The 17,364-nt window shown below is 68.1% G+C and carries 18 protein-coding genes; 15 read left to right on the forward strand and 3 right to left on the reverse strand.

What is annotated here, in order from left to right; translation table 11 throughout:
• Positions 1 to 31: 31 nt before the first annotated feature.
• The 10 genes from ABIC90_RS18080 (at position 32) to bioD (ending at position 9,179) form a co-directional block, all read left to right on the forward strand.
• Complete coding sequence (locus tag ABIC90_RS18080) at positions 32 to 1,180, forward strand: transporter substrate-binding domain-containing protein (protein WP_354356351.1); 1,149 nt, start codon at positions 32 to 34, stop codon at positions 1,178 to 1,180.
• Between the two features lie 4 nt (positions 1,181 to 1,184).
• Positions 1,185 to 1,814, forward strand: coding sequence for an ANTAR domain-containing response regulator (locus ABIC90_RS18085; RefSeq protein WP_354356352.1), 630 nt, complete (start codon positions 1,185 to 1,187; stop codon positions 1,812 to 1,814).
• A 152-nt stretch (positions 1,815 to 1,966) separates the two neighbouring features.
• On the forward strand, positions 1,967 to 2,977 hold the full coding sequence (locus ABIC90_RS18090) for an acyl-CoA dehydrogenase (protein ID WP_354356354.1): 1,011 nt from the start codon (positions 1,967 to 1,969) through the stop codon (positions 2,975 to 2,977).
• A 5-nt stretch (positions 2,978 to 2,982) separates the two neighbouring features.
• Positions 2,983 to 3,756 (forward strand): PIG-L deacetylase family protein, encoded by a 774-nt coding sequence (locus ABIC90_RS18095; protein ID WP_354356356.1) that lies wholly within the window; start codon positions 2,983 to 2,985, stop codon positions 3,754 to 3,756.
• Positions 3,753 to 4,376 (forward strand): class I SAM-dependent methyltransferase, encoded by a 624-nt coding sequence (locus ABIC90_RS18100; protein ID WP_354356362.1) that lies wholly within the window; start codon positions 3,753 to 3,755, stop codon positions 4,374 to 4,376. The genes ABIC90_RS18095 and ABIC90_RS18100 overlap by 4 nt, the downstream gene beginning before the upstream one ends.
• Positions 4,373 to 5,071 carry a glycosyltransferase gene (locus ABIC90_RS18105; RefSeq protein ID WP_354356364.1) on the forward strand — a complete coding sequence of 233 codons (699 nt, stop codon included), beginning with the start codon at positions 4,373 to 4,375 and terminating at the stop codon, positions 5,069 to 5,071. Before ABIC90_RS18100 ends, ABIC90_RS18105 begins: the two co-directional genes overlap by 4 nt.
• 102 nt (positions 5,072 to 5,173) lie before the next feature.
• Positions 5,174 to 5,497 carry a plasmid stabilization protein gene (locus tag ABIC90_RS18110; protein WP_354356366.1) on the forward strand — a complete coding sequence of 108 codons (324 nt, stop codon included), beginning with the start codon at positions 5,174 to 5,176 and terminating at the stop codon, positions 5,495 to 5,497.
• A gap of 325 nt (positions 5,498 to 5,822) precedes the next feature.
• Positions 5,823 to 7,238, forward strand: a complete 1,416-nt coding sequence (gene bioA, locus ABIC90_RS18115) for an adenosylmethionine--8-amino-7-oxononanoate transaminase (RefSeq protein WP_354356368.1) — start codon at positions 5,823 to 5,825, stop codon at positions 7,236 to 7,238.
• Complete coding sequence (gene bioF / locus ABIC90_RS18120) at positions 7,222 to 8,454, forward strand: 8-amino-7-oxononanoate synthase (RefSeq protein ID WP_354356370.1); 1,233 nt, start codon at positions 7,222 to 7,224, stop codon at positions 8,452 to 8,454. Before bioA ends, bioF begins: the two co-directional genes overlap by 17 nt.
• Positions 8,451 to 9,179 carry a dethiobiotin synthase gene (gene bioD, locus ABIC90_RS18125; RefSeq protein WP_354356372.1) on the forward strand — a complete coding sequence of 243 codons (729 nt, stop codon included), beginning with the start codon at positions 8,451 to 8,453 and terminating at the stop codon, positions 9,177 to 9,179. Before bioF ends, bioD begins: the two co-directional genes overlap by 4 nt.
• Before the next feature lie 22 nt (positions 9,180 to 9,201).
• Here bioD and ABIC90_RS18130 read toward each other — a convergent pair whose 3' ends face one another.
• Positions 9,202 to 10,236: an aldo/keto reductase gene (locus tag ABIC90_RS18130; protein ID WP_354356374.1), complete on the reverse strand. Its 1,035-nt coding sequence runs from the start codon at positions 10,234 to 10,236 to the stop codon at positions 9,202 to 9,204.
• Between the two features lie 220 nt (positions 10,237 to 10,456).
• Between ABIC90_RS18130 and ABIC90_RS18135 the strand changes: the two genes are divergently transcribed.
• The 4 genes from ABIC90_RS18135 to ABIC90_RS18150 all read left to right on the forward strand — a co-directional run bounded on the left by ABIC90_RS18135 (position 10,457) and on the right by ABIC90_RS18150 (position 14,850).
• Entirely contained in the window at positions 10,457 to 11,461 is a 1,005-nt protein-coding gene (locus ABIC90_RS18135) for an AraC family transcriptional regulator (RefSeq protein WP_354356376.1), read from the forward strand.
• A gap of 250 nt (positions 11,462 to 11,711) precedes the next feature.
• Positions 11,712 to 13,199: an MFS transporter gene (locus ABIC90_RS18140; protein WP_354356378.1), complete on the forward strand. Its 1,488-nt coding sequence runs from the start codon at positions 11,712 to 11,714 to the stop codon at positions 13,197 to 13,199.
• Between the two features lie 168 nt (positions 13,200 to 13,367).
• On the forward strand, positions 13,368 to 13,640 hold the full coding sequence (locus tag ABIC90_RS18145; RefSeq protein ID WP_354356380.1) for a helix-turn-helix transcriptional regulator: 273 nt from the start codon (positions 13,368 to 13,370) through the stop codon (positions 13,638 to 13,640).
• A complete protein-coding gene (locus ABIC90_RS18150; RefSeq protein WP_354356382.1) occupies positions 13,630 to 14,850 on the forward strand; it encodes a type II toxin-antitoxin system HipA family toxin in 1,221 nt (406 codons plus the stop codon). Before ABIC90_RS18145 ends, ABIC90_RS18150 begins: the two co-directional genes overlap by 11 nt.
• A 202-nt stretch (positions 14,851 to 15,052) precedes the next feature.
• Here the strand turns inward: ABIC90_RS18150 and ABIC90_RS18155 are convergent, their stop codons facing one another.
• Positions 15,053 to 15,259, reverse strand: coding sequence for a dodecin (locus tag ABIC90_RS18155; RefSeq protein WP_354356384.1), 207 nt, complete (start codon positions 15,257 to 15,259; stop codon positions 15,053 to 15,055).
• A 366-nt stretch (positions 15,260 to 15,625) separates the two neighbouring features.
• Between ABIC90_RS18155 and ABIC90_RS18160 the strand changes: the two genes are divergently transcribed.
• Positions 15,626 to 16,126, forward strand: a complete 501-nt coding sequence (locus ABIC90_RS18160; protein WP_354356386.1) for an AAA family ATPase — start codon at positions 15,626 to 15,628, stop codon at positions 16,124 to 16,126.
• A gap of 132 nt (positions 16,127 to 16,258) precedes the next feature.
• Here the strand turns inward: ABIC90_RS18160 and ABIC90_RS18165 are convergent, their stop codons facing one another.
• On the reverse strand, positions 16,259 to 17,275 hold the full coding sequence (locus ABIC90_RS18165; protein WP_354356388.1) for an Lnb N-terminal periplasmic domain-containing protein: 1,017 nt from the start codon (positions 17,273 to 17,275) through the stop codon (positions 16,259 to 16,261).
• Between the last annotated feature and the right edge of the window lie 89 nt (positions 17,276 to 17,364).

The raw sequence follows: 17,364 nt of genomic DNA on the forward strand, positions 1-17,364 counted from the left end.
GCCTTCCCGAATGACGATGGAGAGAAAGCCGATGACCACTGAAAAACCCGCCCCCGCCGAAGACGGCTGGCGCATCGGCGTGCTGCATTCGCGCTCTGGCGCGACCGGCGTGACCGAGTCGGAGCACTTTTTCGGGACGGCGCTGGCCATCGAGGAAATCAACGGCCTCGGCGGCGTGCTCGACCGCCCGCTGCTGCCGGTGGCCTACGACCCCAAGGGCGATGCCGACGAATACCGGCGGCTCGCGACCCGGCTGCTGCTGGAGGACGAGGTCAACGTGATCTTCGGCTGCTCGCGCTCGTCCAGCCGCAAGGCCGTGCTGCCGGTAATCGAGCGCAACAACGCGCTGCTCTGGTATTGCTCCTTCTACGAAGGCTTCGAATACTCGTCGAACGTCATCTACACCGGCGCGGTGCCCAACCAGAACAGCGTGCAGCTCGCGGCCTACCTGCTGAAAAACCGGGGCCGGCGCTTCTTCCTGATCGGTGCCGACTACATCTTTCCGCGCGAATCGAACCGCGTGATGCGCGAGATGGTCGAGCAGCACGGCGGCGAGATCCTCGATGAGGTCTATGTGCCGCTGGAGGCCACCGAGGCGCAATTGCAGGACGTGATGCGCGACATCGCCGACGTGCAGCCCGACGTCATCTTCTGCACCATCGTCGGCCAGTCGGCCCGGCGCCTGTACCAGATCTACCGCGAGCACGGGCTCGATCCTCAGCGCATGCCCATCGCCAGCCTGTCGATGGTGGAGGAAGAGGTTCGCATGACCGGCGCCGAGGCCTGCGCGGGGCACATCACGTCGGCCACGTACTTCAGTTCGCTGAAGAACGAATGCAACGACCGCTTCATCGCGCTGTGGCGCAAGCGCTATGGCGACCGGCCCACCAGCATGTGGTCCGAGGCGGCCTACAGCCAGGTCCACCTGTTTGCGCGGGCGCTGGAGCGCAGCGGCAGCCTGGACACGCGCAAGCTCGTCAATGCCGTGCGGGCGGTACGCTTCGAGTCGCCCGAGGGGCCGCTGTCCATCGATGCCGAGAACAACCACACTTTTCTCACGCCGCGCATCGGCGTGTGCCGCGGCGACGGGCAGTTCGACCTCCTGTGGGAGGGCGCGGAGCCGGTCAAGCCCGATCCCTATCTGTCGACCTTCGGGTTTTCCGAGTTCTGGCTGAGCTGACCCCATGAGCAGCTTGCGTCGCCTCTACGATGACCTGCGCAGCATCTGCGTCGCGGTGGTGTACCCGCCAGGCGAGGACCGCGACATTCTTCTCGACCAGCTCAAGCGCATCGGCTGCCGGCTCAAGATCATCTGGCCCTTTCCGCCGGCGCCGCCCACGGGATGCGACGTCATCTTCTTCCAGGTTTCGCAGGAACTGCAGGACAGCACCAGCTGGTGCGCCAGCGCGGTGGAGGCAACGCTGATCGCGCTGTCCGACTACGAGAGCCCGACCACGCTGAAGCTGCTGCTCGACACCAGTGCGCACGGCGTGCTGACCCGGCCGTTCCGTTCTTCGGGCGTGCTGAGCACGCTGGTGCTGGCGCGTTCGTCGCGCGGCTACCAGGAGCGGCTGCAGAGCAAGGTCAGCAAGCTCGAGGAGACGATCAAGTCGCGCCGGCAGATCGAGAAGGCCGTGCGCATGCTGGCCGAGACGCAGGCGCTGACCGAGGCCAAGGCCTATGAACACATGCGCACGCGTGCCACCACGCTGCGGGTCACGGTGGCGGAAGTGGCGTCGATGGTGGTCGAGGCGCACGAGGCGATGGAAAAGCTGGGTCTGGGGCGCTTGCGCGAGGGCGGCAGCGGAAGCTGAGCGGCGCCAACGCGCCGCAGTGGGCAACGGCCGCGTTCCTCAATTCCTCCTACACGGGCGAAAGCTGCCCACCGACGATTCGCGTGGCGTGGCTTGCCTAACTTTGGTCGAAGTTTTTTTCCTTCGCCCCTTCGCTCTTCAGCCCCACGCCCATGTTCGAACCCGCGCCCGACGACGCCCTGCGGCAACTGCAGCTTCGCCATGGCTGCGACCTGGCACTGAAGCATCTGGTGGATGCAGGCATCGATGTGCTGCCGCGGCCCGGCGCCGGCCAGACCCTGACGCGCTGGCGCGTGCTGGCCGAGGTGGCGGCCCACGACCTGTCGCTGGTCAAGCTCTTTGAAGGCCACACCGATGCGCTCGCCATCCTGGCTGAACTCGGCGGCGCGCCGGACACACCGGCCGGCGCATGCTGGGGAACATGGTGTGCAGAACCGCCCGATGCGCGCGTTGTGCTCGATGCGGAAGAGGGTGGCCGGGTCCGTCTGACCGGCACCAAGGCCTGGTGCTCCGGCGCAGCCAGCGTCACCCACGCGGTGGTCAGTGGCTGGAACGCCGAAGGCCAGCCCTGCCTGGCTGCGGTGGCGATGGACCAACCCGGCGTGCGCGTGACCGGCGAGGGCTGGCACGCGGTCGGCATGGCCGGCAGCGCCAGCGTCGACGTGCGCTTCGACAACGCCACGGCCGTGCAGATCGGCCGGCCCGGCGACTATGTGAGCCGTGCCGGCTTCTGGCAGGGCGGGGCGGGCATCGCGGCCTGCTGGTTCGGCGGAGCCTTGGGGCTTGCGCGAACAGTTCATCAATGCAGGGGACCCAAGCCCGACCCGCACCGGCTCGCGCACATCGGCGCCATCGAGGTGGCCCTGAGCGGCGCCGCCGCGCTGCTGCGCGAAGCCGCCGAGTGGATCGACAGCCACCCTGAAGAAAACGCCCAACGCATCGCCATGCGCGCACGCCTTGCGATCGAGCAGGCGGCCCACCAGGTCATGCATCACGCCGGCCGCGCGGTCGGCGCCGGCCCGATGTGCCGCGACCCGCGCTTCGCCCGCGCGATGGCCGACTTGCCCGTGTTCCTTCGCCAGAGCCACGCCGAGCGCGATCTCGCCGCGCTGGGCCAACTGGCCGCTGCCGAAACGGAGGCGCCGTCGTCATGGACTTTGTGACTGCAATGAACGCTGCCGACGTTGAAACTGAAACCGGCCGCGCCATCCGAGGCGAGGGCACCACCGAAGCCGAATGGCACAGCTGGTCCGGCCTGGCGAAGCTGCCTGTGATCGCACCGCAAGACCTGGTGCCCGAAGGCGCGCGCGCGGTGGTCGTCGCGCCGCACCCCGACGACGAGATCCTCTCGGTCGGCGGCTTGCTTGCACATCTCGCCGACCGTGGCCGGCAGGTCGAAGTGATCGCCGTCACCGACGGCACCGCCAGCCACCGGGGCTCCACCGAATGGCCCGCCGAGCGCCTGGCGCGCATCCGCCCCCGCGAAAGCAACAAGGCGCTGCGCTGCCTGGGCCTGTCCGTCGAGCCCACGCGGCTGGGCCTGCCCGACGGCGGCCTCAAGGAACTGCGCGCCGTGCTGGCGCTCAAGCTCGCGGCCTTGCTGCGTGCGAGCGACGTGGTGTTCACCACCTGGCGCAAGGACGGTCACCCCGACCACGAAGCCACCGGCGAAGCCTGTGCGCTGGCTGCGGTGAGCGCGGGCGCGCGGCTGGTTGAAGTGCCCGTCTGGGGCTGGCACTGGTCCCATCCCGGCGATGCGCGCATGCCTTGGCAACGGGCGTTCCGTCTTCCCCTGAGCGACGACGCGGTGCGGCGCAAGCGCGCGGCCGTCAACGCCTTCACCAGCCAGTTGCTGGGCGATGCGTCCACCGGCTCCGGCCCTGTGCTTCGGGCCAGCACTGTCCAGCGCGCCGCGCGTCCTTTCGAGGTGATCTTCCTGTGAGCAGCAACCCCAACACCGACAACGGCCACCGGCCTTATTTCGACGCGCTCTACGCCGCCAGCGAAGACCCGTATGCGCTGCGCCAGCGCTGGTACGAGGCGCGCAAGCGCGCGTTGCTGCTGGCCGCCTTGCCGCAGGCGCGCTACCGGCGCGTGTACGAGCCCGGCTGCGGCATCGGCGAGCTCACGCTGGCGCTCTCGCACCGCTGCGACCATCTGCTGGCCAGCGACTTTTCGGCCCACGCTGTGGAAATCGCACGCAAACGCACCGGCGCGCTCGCCAACGTGCGTGTCGCGCAGCACGCGCTGCCGGCCGACTGGCCGCGCGATGCGGGCCGCTTCGATCTCATCGTGCTGAGCGAGCTGGGCTACTTTCTGGACCGCAACGACATGCAGCGCCTCGCCCGCTGCTGCGAAGAAACGCTGGAGGCCGACGGCACGCTGGTGGCCTGCGACTGGCGGCCCGACTTCGCGCAACGCAGTCTGTCCACCCAGGAGGTGCACGGCGCGCTCGCGTCGCTCGGCCTGGCGAGGCTGGCACTGCATGAAGAAGACGATTTCGTGATGCAGGTGTGGACGCGCGACAGCCGCTCGGTGGCGCAGCGGGAGGGCATCCGGTGATCGGCGTCGTCATTCCCGCGCACAACGAGGGCGAGCGCATCGCTGCCGCGCTGGTCGCGGTGCTGGAGGCGGCGGCGCATCCGGCGCTGCTCGGCGAAACGGTGGGCGTGGCGGTGGTGCTCGACAGCTGCATCGATTCGACCGACGCGGTCGTCGCGCAGTACCCGGTGACACGGCTTGCGGTCGATGCCCGCAACGTCGGCGTGGCGCGAGCCGGCGGCGCTGGGCTGCTGATCGAGGCCGGCGCGCGCTGGCTGGCTTTTACCGACGCCGACACGCGTGTGTCGCCCGACTGGCTGGTCAAGCAACTGGCCGAGAACGCCGATGCCGTCTGCGGTTCGATCGGCGTGGACGACTGGGGGGTGCACGGCCTCGAAGGCAGCGCGGTGCAGGCGCACTTCACACGCCACTACGTCGATGCCAACGGTCACCGCCACATCCACGGAGCCAACCTGGGCGTGTCGACCGAGGCCTACCGCCGGGTCGGCGGCTTCCCGCCGCTGGCGTGCAGCGAAGACGTGGCGCTGGTCGAAGCCCTGGAGGCCGCCGGTGCCCGCATCGCCTGGAGCGCGGGACCGCGTGTGACGACCAGTGCCCGCACCGACGCCCGCGCACGCGGCGGTTTCGGCGACACCATCCTTGCGATGGTCGCGTCGCTTGCGAAGACGCCGGAAACGGGGCTGACCACGCTGTAGTCGACAGACAAGACTGACGCGCACCGCGTCCGTCTTCTTACCCGCGGCACGGATCGCGCGCCCAGCATGGAACGCATCTTCATCAACCGAAGGAGCACTGACATGCCCAGAGGCGACAAGTCGTCCTACACGGACAAGCAGAAACGCAAGGCCGAACACATCGAAGAAGGCTACGAGCATCGCGGCGTCGGCAAGGCCGAGGCCGAGCGCCGCGCCTGGGCCACCGTGAATGCGGAAACCGGCGGCGGCAAGAAGAGCGGCTCGGGGCGCGGCCAGGCCGAGAGCCACGCGCCTTCGCGCAAGGGTGGTCACAAGGGCGGGGCGGCTGCGGCATCCCGCACGGCGGCGGAGCGTTCGGCGTCCGCGAAGAAGGGCGCTGCCACCCGCAAGCGCAACGCCGAAGCGCGGCTGAATCGCACGGAGTGACCTTGTTGAGGGACCGTATCTCGGCGTCGGTCAAGAAGCCTTGAGATCGGTCATCGGACTGTCCGACTGCCGCAAAAGCGACTCGCTATCGGCGGGAACGCGACATTCCGAAGCTATCTTTGGCGTCATCAAGCCAACTTGCAATTCCGCGCCTTGGCGCCCCGAGGGCGAGAAGGCGTTGCGTTGCGCGGGCTTGGCCTGAACGGGTTGTCTATGCCGGCCAACGTCGCGCAAGTGCAGGTCATTCCGCACCCGCATCTGCGGTTTGCCGCAACGAATTCGCGTCGATACGATCCCGCGCCTTGCCCCTCAAAGGAACGCGCGGATGCCGCCAACGATTGTTTCTCCCTCGACGCTCGCACAGTCGAAAAACACCGACTGGCAGCAGCGCAGTCGGCGCCATGTATGGCACCCGTGCACGCAGAGCATCCGGCTTGAAGCGGTGCCGCCGTTGCCGATTGCGCGTGGCGAGGGTGTGTGGCTCTTCGACGCTGACGGCCGCCGCTATCTCGATGCCACCAGCTCGTGGTGGGTCAACCTCTTCGGCCATGCGCACCCGGCCATCAACGCGGCGCTGAAAGACCAGCTCGACACGCTCGCGCACGTGATGCTGGCCGGCTGCACGCACGCGCCCGCGGTGGAACTGGCCGAGCGCCTGGCCGCGCTCACCGGGCATGCGCTGGGCCATTGCTTTTATGCCTCCGACGGCGCCTCGGCCGTGGAGATCGCGTTGAAGATGAGCTTTCATGCGTGGCGCAATGCGGGCCATGGCGGCAAGAAGAACTTCGTCGCGCTGCGGCAGGGCTACCACGGCGAGACGCTGGGCGCGCTGCATGTGACCGACGTGCCCGTGTTTCGCGATGCTTATGCGCCACTGCTCGGCAATGCGCACTGGGTGGCTTCACCGGATGCGCGCTCGGCGTTGCCGCACGAGGACGCGCTCGACGTTGCGCTGCGCGCCGCCGGCGAGCTCGAAGCATTGCTGGCCGCGCAACATGCGTCCATCGCCGCCGTGATCGTCGAGCCGCTGGTGCAGTGCGCCAGCGGCATGGCGATGCACGACCCCGAATACCTGCGCCGCGTGCGCGCACTGTGCGACCGTTACGGCGTGCACCTCATCGCCGACGAAATCGCGGTGGGTTGCGGGCGCACGGGCAGCTTCTTCGCCTGCGAGCAGGCCGGCATCTGGCCCGACTTCCTGTGCCTGTCGAAGGGCATCAGCGGCGGCTACCTGCCGCTCGCGCTGGTGATGACGCGCGATGCGATCTACCAGGGCTTCGTGGACGACGACGTGGCGCGCAGCTTCCTGCATTCGCATTCCTACACCGGCAATGCGCTGGCCTGCCGCGCGGCGCTCGCGACGTTGGACCTGTTCGAGAGGGAAGACGCATTGCGGCGCAACCGCGATCGCGCGGCACGCCTGCTGCAAAGGCTGCGCGAAGGCTTGGAAGGGCTCGACGGCCAACCCGTCGTTCACCTGCGCCAACGCGGAATGATCACCGCCTTCGACGTGCGCGAGCCCGGCCCTCGCTTTGCCGAGCGCTTTCATCTGGCGGCGCGCGCCAACGGGCTGCTGATGCGCCCCATCGGCGCGACGGTCTACCTGATGCCGCCGTACGTCATCGACGACGACGAGATCGACATGCTGGTCGACGGCACGCTGGCCACGCTGCGAGCGGTTGCCACCGCCGATCGCGCGGAAGAAGAGAAAGAAGGAGGCGGACATGTTGCGCTTGCTTGAACGCCTGCAGGACGAGATCACCGCGCTCGATGCTCAGGCGCTGCGCCGCCGCCGGCAGATCGCCGAAACCGCCTGCGCACCCGAGCAGTCGCTCACGCTGGCCGGCACATCGGCACCGCGCACCATGCTCGGCTTCAGCAGCAACGACTACCTGGGCCTTGCCGCGCACCCGGCGCTCGCGGCCGCGCTGGCCGAAGGCGCGGCGCGCTATGGCACGGGCAGCGGCGGGTCGCACCTGATCCTCGGCCACTCGCGCGCGCATGCCGAACTCGAAGAGCTGCTGGCCGGGTGGATGGCCCCCTTCATTCCCGAGGCGCGCAGCCTGTTCTTCTGCACCGGCTACATGGCCAACCTGGCGGTGCTGTCGGCCCTGGGCGGCGCCCAAGCGGTGATCTTTTCGGAGTCGCTCAACCATGCGTCGCTGATCGACGGCGCACGGCTGGCCAAGGCGCGGGTCGAGCGCTATCCGCATTGCGACGTGGCAGCGCTGGATGCACAACTGGCCGCCTGCGATGCACCAGTCAAGCTGATCGTGAGCGATGCGGTCTTCAGCATGGACGGCCACATCGCACCGGTGGCCGAACTGCTCGCGCTGGCCGAGCGACACGACGCCTGGCTGGTGCTGGACGACGCCCACGGCTTCGGCGTGCTGGGCGACACCGGGCGCGGCGTGCTGCAGGCCCTGGCCCTGCGCTCGGAGCGGCTGGTGCTCATCGGCACGCTGGGCAAGGCGGCCGGCGTGTCGGGTGCCTTCGTAGCGGCGCACCGCACCGTCATCGACTACCTCGTGCAGCGCGCGCGCCCGTACATCTTCACCACCGCCGCGCCGCCGGCCATTGCGCATGCGCTGCTGGCGAGCCTGGCGCTGATCGAGGGCGAGGAGGGCGCCGCGCGCCGTGCGCAACTGAACGCGCGCATCGCCCAGCTGCGCCGGGGACTCGAAGCCATCCTCCCGGACGACGGCAGCGCATGGCTGCCCGATTCGCCCACGGCGATCCAGCCGCTGATCGTCGGCGACAACGCGCATGCCATGCGGACGATGGCGCAGCTCGATGCCCGCGGCTTGCGCATCGGCGCGATCCGTCCGCCGACCGTGCCGGCCGGCACGGCGCGGCTGCGCATCACGCTCTCGGCCAGCCACACCGAAGCCGATGTGCAGCGGTTGATCGACGCGCTCGGCAGTGCATTGGCCGAGCCCTGGAAGGAGGCGGCATGACGCAGCGCCGCTGGTTCGTGACAGGCACGGACACCGGCGTGGGCAAGACGCTGGTCAGCAGCGCCATGCTGAGCCTCCTGGCCGCATCGGGTCTGCGCGCGGTCGGCATGAAGCCGGTGGCCGCGGGGCTGGAGCAAGTCGACGGCGCATGGCGCAACGACGACGTGGAGCGCTTGCTGGAAGCCGGCAATGTCGATGCGCCGCTCGCGCTGCGCTGCCCGTACCTGCTGCGCGCGCCGATGTCGCCGCACCTGGCGGCCAGGGAAGAGGGCGTGCGCATCGCGCTGCCGCCCTTGCTCTCGGCTTTTGACGCGCTGTCGGCGCATGCCGATGCGGTGGTGGTCGAAGGCGTGGGCGGCTTCTGCGTGCCCTTCGGAGACGACCTCGACAGCGCCGATCTGGCCGTGGCGCTCGGCCTGCCGGTGATCCTGGTGGTGGGGCTGCGGCTCGGGTGCCTCAACCATGCATTGCTCACCGCGGAAGCCGTTCGCGCGCGCGGCCTGGTGCTGGCGGGCTGGGTCGCAAGCGTGATCGAGCCGCGGATGCTGGCGCCCGAGGCCAACCTGCAGACGCTGCGCAGCCGCCTCGGTGCGCCCTTGCTCGGGGTGGTGCCGCACCTGGCGCAAGCCGATGCAGCAAGCGCGGCGCGGCACCTCGACCTGCGCGCCCTGCGCGCGACGGCGGCCCACGCCGCGCGCCGTTCAGCCGCGCTGGCGCCGGCCTGAACCCGTCAACGCGTGAAACCCCTCAGGCGACGTGCTTGTCTCGGTTCGCGCGCTGGCGCTGCAGCATCCAGCCGGGGTACTCGGCCGGCAGCGCGCTCACCTTGTCGAGCGTCGCCAACTCGTCGGCCGACAACTTGATGGCCGTCGCCGCGATGTTGTCGTCCAGCTGCTCGGCGCGCTTGGCACCGACGATCACGCTGGTCACCACCGGCTGGTGCAGCAGCCAGGCCAGCGCGATCTGCGCGACCGACACCTTGCGCGCTTCCGCCAGCACGCGCATCGCGTCGATGCAGTCGTAGGCGCGGTCGCGGTTCACCGGCGGAAAGTCGAAGGTGGCGCGGCGCGTGCCTTGCGCCGCTTCGGTGTGGCGGTCGAACTTGCCGCTCAGCAAGCCGCCGGCCAGCGGGCTCCAGACCATCAGGCCCACGTTTTCGCTGCGCAGCATGGGCACCAGTTCGCGCTCCAGGTCGCGCCCGGCGATGGTGTAGTAGGCCTGCAGCGACTCGAAGCGCGCGAGCCGGTCGCGCTCGGCGATGCCCAGCGCCTTGGCGATCTGCCAGGCCGCCCAGTTCGACACGCCCACGTAACGCACATGGCCCTGCCGCACGAGGTTGTCCAGCGCGTGCACCGTTTCCTCGATGGGCGTGAGCGGGTCGAAGCCGTGGATCTGGTAGAGGTCGATGTGGTCCAGTTGCAGGCGCGCAAGGCTCGCCTTGACGCCGTCCATGATGTGAAAGCGCGAGGCGCCTGAAGAGTTCGGGCCCTTGCTGCCGGTTTCGCCGAGCACCTTGGTGGCCACCACCACGCTGTCGCGCGGAATCTTGAGGTTCTTGAGCGCCTGGCCGGTGATGATTTCGGACTGGCCTTCGGCGTACACGTCGGCGGTGTCGATGAAGTTGATGCCGGCATCGATGGCGCGGCCGACCAGGCCTTCGGCCTCGCTTTGGCCCAGGTCGCCGATCTGGCCCCAGATGCCCGAGGAGCCGCCGAAGGTCATCGTGCCGAGGCAGAGTTCTGAAACCAGGAGGCCGGTGCGGCCGAATTTGCGGTACTGCATGTCAAGGTCCTTTGCGTTGGAGAGGCGGGGAGCGGGCGTCGGCAAAAAGTATCCGCCCGCTGTGGCGGACGCGGCGAGCGCGTTCCTGCAAAGTCCTTGCCCATTTCTCCAGACCTCGCTCCGGACACGTGCAGAGTCGCAGGCGCGGCGCTAAGCTGCAAACCACCCGATCCTCCACGGTGCGCGCCACCGTGCTCCCAACCGCGACAAGGCCCTCTACATGTCCGACGAAACACCCGAAATCGCAGCCGAAATCGCTGGAGCCCTGGCCCAGCCGATGCCGCTGGAGCCCGAACTCGACGAAGCCAGGAAGGAACTGGTGGCGCTGATCAACCGCATCACCGGCGGGCGCGACGGCACGGTGGAAACGCCGGTGGCCGGCTTGCAGGTGTTTTGCATCAGCAAGCCCGACAAGCCCAAGCACGCCTTCGCCACCCCGGCGCTCGGGCTGATCGCGCAGGGCTCCAAGCGGATCATCATGGGCGACGACATCTATGTGTACGACCCCATGCACTACCTGGTGACCTCGGTCGACCTGCCGGTGTGCGGCCAGGTGCGCCTGACGAGCGACAACGAGCCTTACCTGGGCCTGCGGCTGGAGCTGGCGCTCGACGAGATCGGCGAGCTCATCGGCGACGAGAAGCTGCCCGCCAAGGCCAACGCGCCGGCTTCCCGCGGCATGTATGTCAACCGCATCGCCATGCCGGTGCTGGAGCCGGTGCTGCGATTGCTGCGGCTGGTCGAGACGGCGGAAGACATACCGATCATGGCGCCGCTCATCAAGCGCGAGATCATGTACCGCCTGCTGGTGAACGGCGAGGGCGCGCGCCTGCGCCAGATCGCGCTGCAGGACAGCCACACCCAGCGCATCGCCAAGGCCATCAGCGCGCTGCGCGTGAACTATGCGCAGTCGCTCAGGGTGGAAGACATGGCGCGCGCGGTGCACATGAGCGTGTCGTCGTTCCACCACCACTTCAAGGCCGTGACCGCGATGAGCCCGCTGCAGTACCAGAAGCAGCTGCGCCTGCAGGAGGCGCGCCGCCAGATGCTGGTGACGGGCATCGATGTGGCGAGCGCGGCGCACAGCGTGGGCTACGAAAGCCCCTCGCAATTCGCGCGCGAGTACGGCCGCATGTTCGGTGCGCCGCCGCTGCGCGACAAGCAGCGCTGGCTCAGCGAGGCGGGCAACGACGCGCAGGCGGCGGCGTCGATGCAGGCCGCCTGAGCGGCCCCGCATGTGACGGAAAAAGCGGAAGCGCTTTTTCCGTCACCTCCTGCCATTCCGTGCCTTGTCGCGAGGATGGCGGCAAAGCGATATCGCAAGGCCGCGCGAGCATCTGAACAAGACAGCGGAGGACCTGTGCGAGCACGGATTCGCACGGCCCGATAGCATCACTGGCTCGCGGCCTCACACCACCTCGGCGCTCACCGGACACCCTGTCCGGCGCAGCCTGCCCGACCCCGCGAAGAACCCCATGAGCGCCAGCACCAAAACTACAAACCGCCCCCTGGTCATTGCGTCGATCATGGCTTCCATGGCCATGGTCGCCATCGAAGCCACCATCGTCTCCACCGTCATGCCGCAGATCGCCTCCGAGCTCGGCGGGCTGCATCTCTACAGCTGGGTCTTCGCTTCGTTCCTGCTTGCACAGACCGCGATGACGGTGGTGTTCGGCAAGCTCTCCGACCTGTATGGGCGCAAGCCGGTCATGTACGTGGGCATCGCGATCTTCGTCATCGGCTCGGTGCTCGCGGGCTTTTCGTGGTCGATGCCGGCCATGATCTGCTTCCGTCTCATCCAGGGCATCGGTGCGGGGGCGATACAGCCGGTGGCGCTCACCATCGTGGGCGACCTCTATCCGGTGCGCGAGCGCGGCAAGGTGCAGGGCTACCTGGCGAGCGTGTGGGCCGTGTCCGCGGTGGTGGGGCCGATGATCGGCGCGCTCATCGTGCAGAAGCTGTCGTGGGCCTGGATCTTCTGGGTCAACGTGCCCATCGGCCTGGCCGCGGCGGCGGGCTTCTGGTTCTTTTTGCACGAGGCGCCCACGGTGCGCCGCTCGTCCATCGACATGCTGGGCGCGGTGCTCTTCACCGTCGGCATCGCGGCGTTGATGATCGCGCTGACCGAGTTCGGCGTGGGCAACACCGGTGTCGCGCTGGCCTGGAGCGCGCTGTTCGTGGTCACGCTCGTGCTGTTCATCGCGCAGGAGCGGCGCGCGCCCGACCCGATGGTGTCGCTCAAGCTCTGGGGCGGGCGGATGATCGCGACCGTCAACGGCGCGGCGATGCTGGCCGGCATGGTGCTGATCGGCATCACGACCTTCCTGCCGATGTACGTGCAAGTGGTGTTGCAGCGCTCGTCGGTGACGGCCGGGCTCACGCTCACGATGGTGATGCTGGGCTGGCCCATCGGCGCGACGCTCACTTCACGGACCTTTCACCGGATCGGGTTGTGGCGCATGGTGGTGGTGGGTGCGGCGCTGATTCCGGTGGGCACCTCGACCTTCGCATTGCTCGGCGCCGGCAGCTCGCCGGTGCTGCCCGCGGTCGGCTCGTTCGTCATCGGCCTGGGCATGGGCGTGATGAGCCTCGCGTCGCTGATCCTGATCCAGGAGGGCGTGGCGCTGTCGCAGCGCGGCATCGCCACCGCCTCGAACGTGTTCTCGCGCAACCTGGGCAGCGCATTGGGCGCGGCCTTCTTCGGTGCGGTCTTCAACTTCGGGCTGACGCGCGGGGACGGCACGCTGATGTTCACCGACGATCAGTTGCGGCTTCTGCTGCAGGGTGTGCATGGCTCGGTGGCAGGAGATGCGGGCATCCGGCTGGCGCTGGGGAGCTCGCTGCACCTGACGTTCCTGATGATGCTGGTGGTGAGCCTGGGGGTGGTGGCGCTGGCGTTGCTGTTGCCGAAGGAAGGGCTGGAGACCCGGGCGGTCGGGGATGAAGAGGCTGTGCAGAAGTAGCCGTGACGTGGTTCAGCGCAAGTGCGCAGGACACGAGCCCTGCGCTTGACGACCACGCATGCGCCGCCGGACATCCGGGATCGCTGAGGGCCCCTGCTAAACACCTGAGTTCGGCATTTATGTCCTGTTCAATGGACATTTCCCGGAATAAACCACAAAATGTGGCGTATGAAGGACAAAATCAGATTGCCCATCGAGCTCGGCCAAGCCATCCAGCGTGCGCGAAAAGACGGCCGCCTGAAGGCAACCGACATTGCCGCGCGCTCGGGCCGCGCGCGCAATGTTCTCTATCGACTGGAGCGAGGAGAAGACATCACCGTCGCCTCGCTGTTCGACATCCTGCGCGCGATGGATCTCACGATCCGCCTGGAGCGCCTGGGCATGCCGACGCTGGAGGAAGTCTCGGCGCGTTTTGGACACGAGGACGACGATGCTTCCTGAAAAGATCAGGCAGCTCGACGTCGAGATCGCCGGCGATGTGGCCGGCCAGTTGCTCAAGCACTCGGTCTACGAGTTCCGGTATCTGGACGGTCGCCTGACGCAGCCCTCGGTCGGGTTGCTGATGCCGCCGAGCCGGCCGACCTACCAGGACGGCGATCTCTTCGCCGTGATGGATCAGAACCTGCCCGAGGGCGACCTGTACCTCCGCCTGCGAGCGATGTTCCCCAAACAGCAGCTCACGCAGATGCACCTGCTCGCGGTGGTGGGGTCCAACGGCATCGGGCGCCTGGGCTTCCGGCTGGCAGGGACAGAGGCGCTTGCGGCGCCTCGGATCATCGACCGCAAGACCTTGCTCGCGACCCGCTACACGCCCGAGGTGTTCGACGAACTGGTGCGCGCCTACCTGAGCACGGGCGCCGGCATTGCCGGCATGCAGCCGAAGATCATGGTGCCGGACCGGGTGAGCGTGCCGGTGCCCACGATCATCGTGAAGGCCGGCGCCGCTTCGTATCCGGGCCTCGCAGCCAACGAGTTCATGTGCCTCACGGCCGCCGGCCACGCCGGCATCGAGACGCCCACCTTCGACCTCTCGGACGACGGGCAACTGCTTCTGGTCGACCGGTTCGACATCGGGGCGGACGGGTCTCGCATCGGCTTCGAGGACATCGCCGCGCTGATGAACCTTCGAGTGCGCGACATCCAGTCCGACCGCAAGTACCAAGGCAGCTACCAGCGCATCGCCGAGCTGATGCAGTACCTCCAACTGCCCAGCGAGAACCTCGCGCGTTTCTTCGAGCAGGTGGCGTTCAGCATCATGGTGCGCAACGGCGACGGCCACCTCAAGAACTACGGGCTGCTCTACACCTCGACCGCCGATTGCCGCCTCGCGCCGATGTTCGACGTGGTGACGACCGCGCTCTACCGGTACACGCGCTATGAAGGCGGGCCCGAGCTCGAGGACCGCACCATGGCGCTCAAGCTCTTCGCCGGCAAGGGCCACACGAAGGCCTACCCGACAACCGACGAGCTGCTGCTGTTCGGCAGCAAGGTCTGCGGCGTCGCAAAGCCGGAACTCGTTCTCGCGCGAATCGCGGAAGGCATGCACAAGGCGCTGGGCTTGGCGGCCGGTGACCAGCGAATCCCGAAGGACCTGCTGGAGAAGATGCGAGAGATCTGGACCGACGGGATGGTCCACGCGCTGCGCCGTTGAGTACCCAAGAACTCGCGGAGATCGACAGACACGCGGTGCAAGGCGGCATCCATCGCCGAGAAAAAACGTCGACCGATTTCGCGTGAGCGCCGCGCGGCAAGCGCACGAATTCTTTCAGCGTAATAGCGCCGGCTCACGTAGCACAAAGACCGCCAGAGCCCTCCCTTGTGCCGCAGCTTGCCTTCAAGATTTTCTTGCGCGCCTACTCCAGCGTGAACCCGATCTTCACAGTCACCTGCCAGTGCGCCACCTTGCCGTCGACCACATGGCCGCGCGTCTCGGTGACGTTGAACCACTGGATGTTGCGCACCGTCTCGTGCGCCTTGGCGATGGCGGTTTGCACCGCGTCCTCGATGCCGATGGGAGACGAGCCGGTGAGCTCGAGGGATTTGTAGACGTGGCTGGACATGTCTCTGCTCCTTGGTTGAGTCGGGGTCATCGTAGTCAGTGCGCGCCGCAGCAGGAAGAATTTTCTGCATCAGGAAACTCGCAATCCGTCTTTGGAAAAGCAGGGCGCTTGCGCACAATGGCCCAAGCAGTCATCCTCAAACTTCCATGTCCCAGCGCACTTCCTTTGTTTCTCCGGCGGCACAGGCCCGCCATGTTCTGGCGCTGACCGGCGCGGCCTGGCGCATTGCGACGCCGTCGCCGCGCGCGGTGGCGCGTCGTGCCCCGCACGGCCATGTGCCGGTCCGCGCGATGCGCCGGCTTCACGCAGCAGCATCAGCAGCAGCAACTGCAGCAAGCCTCGCCTTGCTGCCTCACTCGTGGTGACATGCTGATCGTCTTTTCGGGGTTGCCCGGCTCGGGCAAGACCACGGTCGCGCGCGAGGTGGCGGCGCGACTGGCCGCCGTTTACCTGCGCATCGACGTGATCGAACAGGCGCTGGTCGCGGCCAATTTGCTTGCGGGCGACGTCGGCCCCGCGGGCTACGAGGTGGCCTATGCATTGGCGCGCTCCAACCTTGCGCAGGGCCTCGCCGTGGTGGCCGATGGCGTCAACCCCTTGCCGGTGACGCGCGAGGCGTGGCGCGCGGTGGCGGCGGTCACGTCGTCGCGCGTGCTGGAGGTCGAGATCGTCTGCTCGGACGCGGTGGAGCACCGTCGGCGCGTCGAGCAACGCGAGGCCGACATTCAAGGGCACCGGCTGCCCGATTGGGCCGCCGTGTCTGGTCACGACTACGAACCCTGGACCACGCCGCGCCTGGTCATCGACACGGCCGCCACCAGCGTGGCCGATGCGGCGCGGCAGGTCGTTGCCGCGGCGCGTGCCTGAGTCGTTTCAAGACCCCGCGGCCTCAGGAACGCGCGGGGGCTGCCTCGCGCTCGCCTGCGCAGCCGGCCACCAGCCAGGCGGCGCACAGCAGCGGCAGCCACTTCAGGAGAGCGCGCAGAGCACGCGAACGCATCATGGCGCGACACCGGGCATGCCGCGGCGGATGGCTTGCGAGAAGTCTTCGGCGCCGGGGTTCTTGTCGAAGGCCTGCGCGCGGTCGGTGATGCGTCCGCCGGTGCGCAGCGCCTCCAGGCTGAAGCCGGGTGCGAGGCCGCCCACGTCGTAGAGGTAGTCGGGCAGGTAGCCCGAGGCCAGCAGCCGGTAGTCCATCGGCAGGCCCGGCACCACACGCTTGGCCAATTCATAGACGATGGTGGTGCAGTTGGCGAAGAGCGTGTTGTAGAAGCTGGGCGCGCGCACCAGCGCGTCGGCCTCGCCCAGGTAGGCGAGGAACAGCGAGCGCATCTGGGCCTGCGGCAACTGCACGCGGTACATGTACACGTCTTCGCCCCGCACGTTGGTGCGCACGCGCAGGATGTCGCGCTCGTCGGCCGCCACCAGGCTGGTTTCGAACTGCTTGAAGAAGCCGCCGATGGACGAGAAGCTCTCGCCGCGCTCCTTGCGGATCTCGATGGAGAAGGTGAGGAACCGGCCGTCGTCGAAACCGAAGGACACCAGCGTGTGCGCGATGGCCGGGCCGGTCCAGTGCGAGAGCGCCACGTCGACCGAACGGATGCGGTCCAGGTCGTACTGGCGGGTTTCCCAGCGCACGGTGCGATCGGTGTCGCTGCGCCAGTCGAAGTTGCGCACGTTCTGCATCGTGACCATGCGGCCGTCGACCTTGGCGACCAGCTGCTGTGCCACGTCGTCGGCCCACACCCGGTTCTGCGAAGGCTGGATGGTGCCCCACCACGAAAGTAGCAGCGCGAAGCCGACGATGTACGAAAGAAGAGGGCGGGCGGCCTTGCCGCGCCAAAGCAGCGCGATGGCCGCGAGGCCGAAGCAGGCCCAGAGCACCGCGGCGGCGATCTTGAGGGCGGCCGGGCCCGGCACCTGGTACCAGAGGGCCGTGGCCGCCCAAGCGGACGACAGCAGCAGGGCGAGGGTGGCAAGCAGGCGGCCCGCCAGGTGCAGGAAGTTGGGGGTCATGAAGCAGAACGTGTGAAAGCCGAATCGATGCGGCAGAAGCGCCGCCGTCCAGTGCCGGGGGGTGCTCGATTCTCGCGGGCAGCGCAGCC

The sequence above is a fragment of the Variovorax boronicumulans genome, from assembly GCF_040544675.1.
Taxonomy (GTDB): Bacteria; Pseudomonadota; Gammaproteobacteria; order Burkholderiales; family Burkholderiaceae_C; genus Variovorax; species Variovorax boronicumulans_D.